Source organism: Stenotrophomonas sp. STEN029 (assembly GCF_056760015.1).
The window spans coordinates 1-10,357 of the sequence record NZ_JBRREC010000126.1; the positions used below are offsets into that span (position 1 = coordinate 1).

The window sequence follows — 10,357 nt, forward strand, 5'->3', positions numbered from 1 at the left end:
ACACGGACGCTCTTCGGTAGAGCCTCTGCCGAGCATGGCTCGGCACTACAGGTGACGCGCTTGCTTACGCTGCGGGCTGTGCCTCGGCTCCGCCACGCTGCAGCGGGTCCGGGTACGGCTGGCCGTTCTCGACAAAGCCCAGCGACACTGAGTTCAGGCAATGCCGTTCAAAGGTCGGCGGCGGGCCGTCCGGGAATACATGGCCAAGATGGCTGCCACAGCGTGCGCAGACGATCTCGGTGCGGATCATGCCGTGGCTGATGTCGCGGATCTCGCGCACATGGGCCGGATCGAACGGTGCGAAGAAGCTCGGCCAACCGGTGCCCGAGTCGAACTTGGTGCTGGAACGGAACAGCGGCAGCGCGCACAGGCGGCAGCAGTACACGCCGTCGCGCTTGTTATCCAGGAACACGCCGCAGAACGGTGCCTCGGTGCCGTGATGCAGCAGCACGCGCTGTTCTTCGCTGCTGAGCCCGGCGATCAGGGCATCACGTTGGGTGGTGCTGGGAGGGTTCAGGTCGAAAGCAGTCATGGCGCGGCATCCGTGGGGCAGATATCAATGGTAGGGGCGGGCAGTGGCCAGTCCAAGGGCGCATTCATGGTGGCGCAAGCCGTGTCGGCGCATGCTCGGCTGGTCGAGCAACGGGAGATGTCGATGAAACGGATGACATATCTGGCGCTGGCAGTGCTGGCGATCGCGCCGCTCTCGGCGCAGGCGCAGCTACAGCAGCCACCGTCGCCGACTGCTACCCGCCCGGTGACGCTGCCGCCGCCGTCGCGGCCGTCGACAACGGTGCCATCCGACCAGCGACAGGAAGAAGTACGGCCGCTGCCGCCACGGCCGGCTGCCCAGCCCAAGCCAGCGCCGAAAGCAAAGCCGATCAGCCAGCCAGCGCAGACCGTGCGTCCGATCTACGACAGCAAGGGACAGCCGGCGCCGGAGATGCGGCAGACCAGCCCCGGCCGGGTATTGGATACCCGCACCAATCGCTATTACGACACCGTGCCCAGTGGTGTTGGGCAGCAGGTAGTGCCGCCGCCAGCAGGCACGCGCTAGCACCGTAGTGCCGAGCCATGCTCGGCAGAGGCTCTACCGAAGAGCGTCCGTGTAGTGCCGAGCCATGCTCGGCAGGAGGCATTCCAAGCCAACGCCAGAAGTGACCCCTCCCCAACCCTCCCCTTGGCCTGCGGCCAAAGGGAGGGGGCGTAGTGCCGAGCCATGCTCGGCAGGAGGCATTTCAAGCCAACGCCAGAAGCGACCCCTCCCCAGCCCTCCCCTTGGCCTGCGGCCAAAGGGAGGGGGCGTACCGCTCGGCACTACTCTGCTATTGGCAGGCAGAGGGTTTCTTTTACTTCCTCCATCACGATGTAGCTTTTGGATTCGCGTACGTGCGGCAAGGTCAGCAGGGTGCTGCCGAGCAGCTTGCGGTAGGAGGCCATTTCGTTGATGCGTGCCTTGAGCAGGTAATCGAAATCGCCGGACATCAAATGGCATTCCAGTACGTTGGGCAGCTTCAGCGCCGCACGGCGGAATTCCTCGAAGATGTCGCCGGATTTGTAGGCCAGGCTGATCTCCACGAACACCAGCAGGCTGGCCTTGACCGAGGAAGGGTCCAACCGTGCGTAGTAGCCGGTGATCACGCCTTCGCGCTCCAGCCGACGCACGCGCTCGGTGCAGGGCGTGGTCGACAGGCCGACGCGTTCGCCCAGCTCGGTGAAGGAGATACGCCCCTCCTGCTGCAGGATGCGCAGGATCTTGCGGTCGATCTTGTCCAGTTCGCGGCTGCGGGTGGCCATGGCGGCTCTGTTTTTGATGAACGAAGTGGGAAAATAACCTGATTCGGCAAGCTAATACAGGGAAAACAACTGGCTGACCCTGAATATACTGCGCCGTTCCTAGCCCCTGCCGTCCCGTGCGCAGGGAATGATGTGGTCCGGAGAATGAAAATGCGCGTTCTGGTGCTTGGCAGCGGTGTGATCGGCACGACCAGTGCCTGGTATCTACGGCAGGCCGGCTTTGAGGTCACCGTGGTGGACCGGCAGCCGGCCCCGGCGCTGGAAACCAGCTTTGCCAATGCCGGCCAGCTGTCGTTCGGCTACACCTCGCCGTGGGCCGCGCCGGGCGTGCCGTTCAAGGCGATCAAGTGGTTGTTCGAGGAGCATGCGCCGCTGGCCATCCGCCCCACCGCCGACATCGCCCAGTACCGTTGGCTGTGGCAGATGCTGCGCAACTGCACCTCGGCCCGCTACGCGGTCAACAAGGCGCGCATGGTGCGGGTGTCCGACTACAGCCGCGATTGCATCAACGAGCTGCGCGCCGCCACCGGCATCGACTACGAAGGTCGCCAGCTGGGCACCACCCAGTTGTTCCGCACCCAGCAGCAGCTGGATGCCGCCGCGCAGGACATCGAGGTGCTGCGCGAATACGGCGTGCCCTACGAAGTGCTGGACCGCCAGGGCATTGCCCGGGTTGAGCCGGCGCTGGCCGGCAAGACCGAGATGCTGGTCGGCGCGTTGCGCCTGCCCGAAGACCAGACCGGCGACTGCCAGCTGTTCACCACCAAGCTGGCGGCGTTGGCCGAAGCGGCCGGTGTCGAGTTCCGCTTCGACCAGGACATCGCTTCGATCCAGACCGATGGCGACCGCATCACCGGCGTACGCATCAACGGCAAGCTGGAGACCGCCGACCACTACGTGCTGGCGTTGGGCAGCTATTCGCCGCAGCTGCTGGCACCGTTGGGCATGCAGCTGCCGGTGTACCCGCTGAAGGGTTACTCGCTGACCCTGCCGATCACCAACGCAGCGATGGCACCGAATTCGACCATCCTCGACGAAAGTTACAAGATCGCCATCACCCGCTTCGAAGACCGCATCCGCGTCGGTGGCATGGCCGAAGTGGCCGGTTTTGATCTGTCGCTGGAGCCGCGCCGTCGCGCCACGCTGGAGAAGGTGGTCAAGGACCTGTACCCGGATGGCGGCGACCTGTCGCAGGCCAGCTTCTGGACCGGCCTGCGCCCGGCCACCCCGGATGGCACCCCGGTGATCGGCGCAACGCCGTATCGCAACCTGTTCCTCAATACCGGCCACGGCACCCTGGGCTGGACCATGGCGGCCGGCTCCGGTCGTTACCTGGCCGATCTGATGAGCGGCAAGCAACCGCAGATCAGCACCGAAGGCCTGGATATCTTCCGCTACGGCAAGGGCCAGCACTGATGCGCCCGGCACAGGCACTGATCGACCTGGACGCACTGCGCCACAACTACCGGCTGGCCCGCCAGCTCGGCGGTGGCAATGCCTTGGCGATCATCAAGGCGGATGCCTATGGCCATGGCGCGGTGAACTGCGCCCGCGCGCTGCAGGACGAGGCCGACGGTTTTGGTGTGGCCTGCATCGAAGAAGCGCTGGAGCTGCGTCAGGCCGGCATCCGTGGCCCGATCCTGCTGATGGAAGGCTTCTTCGACGCGGCCGAGCTGCCGTTGATCGTCGAGCATGATTTCTGGGTGGTCGTGGCCACGTCGTGGCAGCTGGAGGCGGTGGAGGCATTCAAGACCGACGCCACGCTGCGTATCTGGCTCAAGCTGGACAGCGGCATGCACCGGCTGGGTCTGTCGCCAGAAGAGTTCCGCGACGCGCATGCGCGCCTGAGCGCACTGCCGCAGGTCGGCCCGCTGGTGTTGATGACCCACCTGGCGCGTGCCGATGAACTGGACAGCAACCGCACCCGCGAGCAGCTCGATGTCTTCGTTCGTGCGACAGAAGGCTTGGCCGGCGAAACCAGTCTGTGCAATTCGCCGGCCTTGTTGGGCTGGCCGGATGTGCGCAGTGACTGGGTACGTCCGGGCCTGATGTTGTACGGCGCAGATCCCTTGTATCCACAGCCCAGCCCGCATGCCGCGCAGCTGCGTCCGGTGATGACCCTGCAGTCGCGGGTGATCGCGGTGCGCGAACTCGCCGTCGGCGAACCGCTGGGGTATGGCGCGCGTTTTGTCGCTGAAAAGCCAACGCGCGTAGGCGTGGTTGCGATGGGCTACGCCGATGGCTATCCGCAGTTCGCGCCGAATGGCACGCCGGTGTTGATCGATGGCGTGCCGGGGCGGTTGATTGGTCGTGTATCGATGGACATGTTGACCGTGGACCTGAGCGATCACCCGCAGGCAGCACGTGGCAGCATCGTGCAGTTGTGGGGCAATGCGCCGACCATTTCCGAGTTGGCGCCGCGCTGCAATACCAGCGCCTATCGTTTGCCGTGCAGCCTCAAGCGCACGCCGCGGGTGTATTTGTCGGCGTGAGGTTGCCGGGTGCAATGAATGAAACGGGCCGCGTCGCGGCCCGTTTCATTTTGCATTTTGCATTTGTGGGAGCGGCGTCAGCCGCGAAGCTTGGCAACCCAAGCGATCGCAGAGTTGCATGCAGCTTCATTGCTGCCAGCTTCGCGGCTGACGCCGCTCCCACGGGTTTCAGCGAGCCGGTAGAGCGTCTGCCGAGCATGGCTCGGCACTACAGGTGAAGCAGAAAGGGCCGCATTGCGGCCCTTTCTGTTTCCTATCTACGCGGTTGCGAATTACAAACCGGCAGTGCTGCGATCGCTCTGCAGTTCGCGGCGTACCCAGTCATTGAGCAGGCGCTTTTCGTAACGCAGCGGGTCGGTGTTGTTGGGCAGGCTGCTGTTGAGCAGATAACCGGTGTCGGAGAGCTTGCGCTCGCCCTGGTCGATGACCTGGCCATTGGCATCGGTCAAGGTGAACTGCAGTGTGATGCGCGGCGGGTAGATGTCGCGCATCACGCGGATGTCATCCAGGCGCGGGCCGTGCCACGGCTCGTAGTCGCCAGCGCGCTTGATGTCGGTGATGGTCACGTCCAGCTTCTGCCCTTCCGGCAGCTGCTTGCTGGCCTGCTTGCGCAGGTGTTCGGCCAGATCCTCCACCCAGTTGCCCCGCTGCGCGTCCCAGCGGTTGCGGCTGTAGCGCAGCTCGGTGAACTGTGTCGGATCGGTCCATTGCACCTGTACTGGACCTTCGACGCTCAGGGCATGCGGCGCTTCGGGATCGGATACGGTGCGCGGCTTGGCATCGGCACCGCCGGCAGCCAGCAGGCAGGCCAGGACAAGTCCGGTAACGGTCAGTGTTTTCATGACATGCTCCTGATGGACTTTGATGATGGAAGTGTGAGGCCCACACCCCCACGCTGCAATGAACCCGGCGCCAGTTCGCAGCAGCGGATTGCGCGATGGTTCATCATCACAGGCTGTGGATGGTTTGTCGCCCAGACTGGGCGGCACGTATCCCTCTTCGCCGCGCCATTTCTCCTCTCCGACAATGCCTGCCCCCAGCCCGGACTCACACCTGTCATTGCTGTCTCTGGACGAAGAGGATCTGGAAAGCTCCAGCCTCTATCGGGAGGTATTCAATGCGGTGGCCAGCGGCTTCTGCGTGATCGAGCTGGTGTTTGAACAGGGCACCGCGGTGGATTTCATCTACCGCAAGGTCAATGCCGGTTTCCAGAAGGTCACCGGCCTGAGCAATGTCACCGGTCGGCGCGCCAGCGAGGTGGTGCCGGCGATGGAGGCGGATTGGTTCCAGGCCTTTGGGCGGGTGGTCAGCGAGGGCGGGATCAGCCAGTTCGAGCGCCAGGTGTCGGAGCCGTCGCGCTGGTATTCGGTGGAGGCGGTACGCATCGGCAAGCCCGACAAACACCAGGTAGCGGTGTTCCTTTTTGATATCTCCGCACGCAAGCGGATTGAAACCGAGCTGGCCGAAAGCGAGGCGCGTTTCAGCGCCTTGGCCGACGGCCTGCCGATGCCGGTCTGGGTGGTGGATGACCGCGGCCAGCTGCGCTTCGTCAATACCGCGTTCTTCACTTTCTTCGGTTTGCCGGCTGATCAGGACCTGGGGCCGGACCCCTGGCAGCGCCTTCTGCATCCGGACGAACGTGCCTCGTTCGAGTACGAATTGCAGGCTGCATTGAACGGCCGCACCGAGCTGCACGCCAATACCCGCGTGCGCCGCCACGATGGACAATGGCGTTGGTTGGAAATGAACGCGGTACCGCGTTTTTCGGCCGATGGCCGCTTCATCGGCCTGGCGGGCAACAGCCCGGATATCACCGAGCGCCGTGAAATCGAAATGGCACGCGAAGACCTGCTCACCGCCGAGCGTGTGGCGCGCAACGCCGCCGAAGGCATGGCGCGGATGAAGGATGAATTCCTCGCTACCCTGTCGCATGAGCTGCGCACGCCACTGACCACGGTGCTGGGCTGGAGCGAGCTGCTGCTGCAACGCATGGAGGCCGATCACCCGATGCGCCGTGGCATGGAAGTGATCGCCAGCAGCGCGATGACGCAGAAGAACCTGATGTCGGACATGCTCGACCTGAGCAGCATGTTGCTGGGCAAGGTGCAGCTGGAAGTGGAAGTGCTGGACCTGTCCGAGCAGCTGCGTGAAGCGGTGCGTGCGCAGGAGCTGGTGGCCGAAGGCAAGGCGCAGACGGTGGTGCTGGAGCTGCCGGAGCTGCCGCAGCCGGTGCTTGGCGATGCCACCCGTCTGCAGCAGATACTCGGCAATCTCTTGTCCAACGCGATCAAGTTCACCCCGGTTGAAGGGCGGATCGAGATCAGCCTGCAGCACGAAGCCGGCCATCTGGTGGTGCAGATCAAGGACGACGGTGACGGCATCGCGCCGGAGTTCCTGGAACACCTGTTCAGCCGCTTCAGTCAGGCCGACAGCACCACTACCCGTCGCCACGGTGGCCTCGGGCTGGGCCTGGCCATCGTCCAGCAGCTGACCGAGCTGCATGGCGGTACAGTTTCGGCGGCCAGCGAAGGGCCAGGGCGTGGCGCCACCTTCCATCTGCGCCTGCCGGAGTTTCAAGCGCAGAAGGCGGCGAACCATCCGCGCCGGCGCGTGCAGCGCGGCCGCATCGGTGAGCAGGTACTGGTGCCCAATGCCCTGCAGGGCCTGCGCGTGCTGGCGGTGGAAGACCAGGTCGACATGCTGGGCTATATCCGCCGCCTGCTGGAAGAGCAGGGCGCGTCGGTGGTTACAGCCAGCACCGCTGCCGAAGCCTTGGAGCTGCTGGACCTGCGCGGACATACCGCATTCGACGTGCTGATCAGCGACATTGGCATGCCGGGCATGGATGGCTACGGCCTGATCCACACCCTGCGCGAGACCTTGGGCGTCGGCGGCGATGAGCTGCCAGCGGTGGCGGTGACCGCGCTGGCCCGAGCTGACGACCGGCGGCGTGCGTTTTCCTCTGGGTTCCAGGGGCATCTGGCCAAGCCGTACAGCGTGGCGCAGCTGATTTCGGCTATCCGCGACGCACGCCTGCCACGCTGAAATCTTTGCACGGATTTCACGCGGAAAAACGCTACTGTGACGGCGTTCACCCATGGACGCTGTCATGCCCCTGTACGCGCCGCATGTTTATTCGGACCCGATGCTGATCGCATCGCTGGAGGCCTTGCTCGGCCAGTTGCCGGAGCAGGCCCGGGTCATGCTGGTCCTCAAGGATGGCAGTCGCGTGGCTGGCACCGTTACAGAGCAGCCGACGTTGCAGCATTTTGCCGACCACAACGAGCAGCCCGGGGTGAACGCGACGGTGCGGCTGGAAGACCTGTTGCGGGCCTGCCAGCAGCATGTGGTGTGGCTGGACAGCGTGCTCCAGGTGCAGCACCTGCCGGCCGCCGAACCCTGATCCAGCGCGGGCGTGAGGCCTCATTCAGCTGGCTGCGGCCGGTGACCGGGGCCGGCCCGGTAGAATGGCCGGCCCTGCTAGACGAATTACCGGCATGCCTGCTCCGCACGACGCACCGTTGGAAACCCTGTTCCTCCCGTTCTCCAAGGCTGGCCTGCGTTGGCCGCAGGGGCCGGTCCTGTTCCTGCGCGCGCGTGACGGCTGGCCGCTGCGCGAGCATGCCGACGGCACCCAACTGGTTTGCTCGCAGAGCTTCCGCCCGTTTGCCGAGGCGCTGCAGCGCAGTGGCTGGGAAGTGCGCGATGAGCAGGCGCTGGAGCAGTCCGACGAGCGTTATGCGCTGGTGCTGGTGTTGCCGCCGCGGCAGCGCGACGAAGCCCGCGCGCTGTTTGCGCAGGCGCTGGGCAAGCTGGCTCCGGGCGGCATCATCCTCGCCTGCCAGTCCAACAACGAGGGCGCCCGCTCCGGCGAAAGCGACCTGCAGCAGCTGGCCGGGCTGGGCGGCACGCTGACCAAGAACCACTGCCGCGCCTACTGGTCGCTGCCGGCCGAAGGCAAGCACGACGCGGCGCTGCACAAGCGCTGGTCCGCATTGGATGCACCGCGCAAGATCGTTGATGGCCGCTTCCTGAGTCGCCCCGGCGTGTTTGCCTGGGACCGCATCGATCCGGCCTCGGCGCTGCTGGTGGAGCAGCTGCCGGCGGATCTGGCCGGTCGCGGCGCCGACCTGGGCGCGGGCTGGGGCTATCTGTCGTCCGAAGTGCTGGCACGCTGCCCCAAGGTCACCGCGCTGGATCTGTACGAAGCCGAGGCGCGTGCGTTGGCCCTGGCTCGCCACAACCTGGCCGAGGTCGGTGCGCAGGTGAAGCTGGATTTCCGCTGGCAGGATGTCACCGCCGGCATCGATGGTCGCTACGACTTCATCGTCTCCAACCCTCCGTTCCACACCCCGGCGCGCGAAGACCGGCCTGACATCGGCCGCCGCTTCATCGCCGTGGCTGCGCAGTCGCTGCGTCCGGGCGGGCAGTTGTTCATGGTCGCCAACCGCCATCTGCCCTACGAGCAGATCCTCACCGAGAGCTTCGGTGAAGTGCGGGTGGCCGCCGAGCGCGATGGTTTCAAGGTCATCGTCGGTACCCGGGGCCGCGCATGAAGCTGGTCAAGCACATCGCCAACCTCGGGTACGGCAGCCGCAAGCAGGTGCAGCAGATGTTCCGCGAGGGCCGCATCACCGACGCGCAAGGCGAGGTGCTGTATGCCGACGACAAGGTCGAGCACGACAACATCCGCATCGATGACGAAGTGCTGGACCCGCCGCCGGGCCTGATCCTGATGCTGCACAAACCGGCCGGTTACACCTGTTCCACCAAAGACCATGGTCGCTTGATCTATGAGCTACTGCCGGAACGCTTTCGCGACCGCGACCCGGTGCTGTCCAGCGTTGGTCGCCTCGATCGCGACACCTCGGGCATGTTGCTGATGACCGATGACGGCCAGCTGCTGCACCGCATCGTGTCGCCGAAGTCGAAGCTGGACAAGGTCTACGAAGCGCAGCTGGCGGAAGACCTGAGCGGCAGCGAGACCGCCCGGTTCGCCAGCGGCACGCTGCTGCTGGAGTCGGACGACAAGCCCTTGCTGCCCGCCGAACTTGAGGTGCTGGGCGCACGCGCCGCGCGACTGACCCTGCACGAAGGCCGCTACCACCAGGTGCGGCGCATGTTCGCTGCGGTGGGTAACCACGTGCAGGCGCTGCACCGTTCGCGCATTGGCGGCCTGGGCTTGGGTGATCTGCCTGAAGGCCAATGGCGTCAGCTCGATGCCGCCGATCTGGCGGTGCTGTTTGGAGAGCAGGCTTGATGGAATTGCTGGCCCGTCCGCAGGCGCTGGTGTTCGACATGGATGGGCTGATGCTGGACAGCGAGCGTGCGCTGATGGGCTGTCTGGAGCAGACCGCGCAGGAGCACGGCTATGCCTTGCCGCGCCCGCTGCTGCTGTCCCTGATCGGCTCATCCGATGCCACCACCCGGCAGAAACTGGCCGACGTGCTGGGCATGGAACGTACCGACGCGCTGCTGGCAGATGCCTATGCGCGCTATGCCGGCATCGTCGATGCCGGTGTGCCGCTGCGGCCGGGCATCATCGAGTTGCTGGAGTTGCTGCGCGAGCATGACATCCCGCGCGCGGTGGCCACCGCCACCCGCTCACCGCTGGCCCAGCGCAAGCTGGAGGCGGCCGGGCTGTTGCAGTATTTCCAGTTCGTTGCCACCAGCAGCGATGTTGCCCATTCCAAGCCGGCCCCGGATATCTACCTGCACGCCGCGCACGGTTTGGGCATCGCCCCCGTACATTGCCTGGCGCTGGAAGATTCACCAACCGGCGTGCGCGCGGCCTTGGCCGCAGGCATGACCACCATCCAGATTCCGGACCTGCTGGAGCCGGACGAAGAAGTGCGCGGCTACGGTCACCACATCACCGCCTCGCTGCATGACGTACGCGAGCTGCTGCAGCAATGGCTGCCGGTAAGCGCGGCCTAGGCCTCACTGTAGTGCCGAGCCATGCTCGGCAGAGGCTGTACCAGGAATGCTGCAGCCAAACGCTTCACCTGTAGTGCCGAGCCATGCTCGGCATTGGCATTACCGGTAAAGCCCCTTGCCGAGCATGGCTC

General features: G+C 65.2%; 11 protein-coding genes. 8 read left to right on the forward strand and 3 right to left on the reverse strand.

What is annotated here, in order from left to right:
* Window positions 1-64: 64 nt before the first annotated feature.
* Window positions 65-532: a peptide-methionine (R)-S-oxide reductase MsrB gene (gene msrB / locus ACVOLI_RS19230; RefSeq protein ID WP_481615605.1), complete on the reverse strand. Its 468-nt coding sequence runs from the start codon at window positions 530-532 to the stop codon at window positions 65-67.
* A 123-nt stretch (window positions 533-655) separates the two neighbouring features.
* Here msrB and ACVOLI_RS19235 point away from each other — a divergent pair, with 123 nt between their 5' ends.
* On the forward strand, window positions 656-1,057 hold the full coding sequence (locus ACVOLI_RS19235; RefSeq protein WP_481615606.1) for a classical arabinogalactan protein 4: 402 nt from the start codon (window positions 656-658) through the stop codon (window positions 1,055-1,057).
* Between the two features lie 260 nt (window positions 1,058-1,317).
* Here the strand turns inward: ACVOLI_RS19235 and ACVOLI_RS19240 are convergent, their stop codons facing one another.
* Window positions 1,318-1,797, reverse strand: a complete 480-nt coding sequence (locus ACVOLI_RS19240; RefSeq protein WP_057626761.1) for a winged helix-turn-helix transcriptional regulator — start codon at window positions 1,795-1,797, stop codon at window positions 1,318-1,320.
* Window positions 1,798-1,947: 150 nt separating this feature from the next.
* Here ACVOLI_RS19240 and ACVOLI_RS19245 point away from each other — a divergent pair, with 150 nt between their 5' ends.
* Together ACVOLI_RS19245 and alr are read left to right on the forward strand one after the other, a co-directional pair.
* On the forward strand, window positions 1,948-3,213 hold the full coding sequence (locus ACVOLI_RS19245) for a D-amino acid dehydrogenase (RefSeq protein WP_282272146.1): 1,266 nt from the start codon (window positions 1,948-1,950) through the stop codon (window positions 3,211-3,213).
* The gene (gene alr, locus ACVOLI_RS19250) at window positions 3,213-4,289 is read left to right on the forward strand and encodes an alanine racemase (protein WP_481615607.1); all 1,077 of its coding nucleotides are present in this window, start codon (window positions 3,213-3,215) and stop codon (window positions 4,287-4,289) included. The genes ACVOLI_RS19245 and alr overlap by 1 nt, the downstream gene beginning before the upstream one ends.
* Before the next feature lie 272 nt (window positions 4,290-4,561).
* Here alr and ACVOLI_RS19255 read toward each other — a convergent pair whose 3' ends face one another.
* Window positions 4,562-5,131 carry a DUF3016 domain-containing protein gene (locus ACVOLI_RS19255; RefSeq protein WP_481615608.1) on the reverse strand — a complete coding sequence of 190 codons (570 nt, stop codon included), beginning with the start codon at window positions 5,129-5,131 and terminating at the stop codon, window positions 4,562-4,564.
* A 184-nt stretch (window positions 5,132-5,315) separates the two neighbouring features.
* Here ACVOLI_RS19255 and ACVOLI_RS19260 point away from each other — a divergent pair, with 184 nt between their 5' ends.
* The 5 genes from ACVOLI_RS19260 (at window position 5,316) to ACVOLI_RS19280 (ending at window position 10,226) form a co-directional block, all read left to right on the forward strand.
* Entirely contained in the window at window positions 5,316-7,334 is a 2,019-nt protein-coding gene (locus ACVOLI_RS19260) for an ATP-binding response regulator (RefSeq protein WP_481615609.1), read from the forward strand.
* Between the two features lie 52 nt (window positions 7,335-7,386).
* Window positions 7,387-7,692: a DUF3247 family protein gene (locus tag ACVOLI_RS19265; RefSeq protein WP_481615610.1), complete on the forward strand. Its 306-nt coding sequence runs from the start codon at window positions 7,387-7,389 to the stop codon at window positions 7,690-7,692.
* Between the two features lie 94 nt (window positions 7,693-7,786).
* The gene (locus tag ACVOLI_RS19270; RefSeq protein ID WP_481615611.1) at window positions 7,787-8,845 is read left to right on the forward strand and encodes a class I SAM-dependent methyltransferase; all 1,059 of its coding nucleotides are present in this window, start codon (window positions 7,787-7,789) and stop codon (window positions 8,843-8,845) included.
* Window positions 8,842-9,549: a pseudouridine synthase gene (locus ACVOLI_RS19275; RefSeq protein ID WP_481615612.1), complete on the forward strand. Its 708-nt coding sequence runs from the start codon at window positions 8,842-8,844 to the stop codon at window positions 9,547-9,549. Before ACVOLI_RS19270 ends, ACVOLI_RS19275 begins: the two co-directional genes overlap by 4 nt.
* A complete protein-coding gene (locus tag ACVOLI_RS19280; RefSeq protein WP_481615613.1) occupies window positions 9,549-10,226 on the forward strand; it encodes an HAD family hydrolase in 678 nt (225 codons plus the stop codon). The genes ACVOLI_RS19275 and ACVOLI_RS19280 overlap by 1 nt, the downstream gene beginning before the upstream one ends.
* Window positions 10,227-10,357 lie beyond the last annotated feature (131 nt).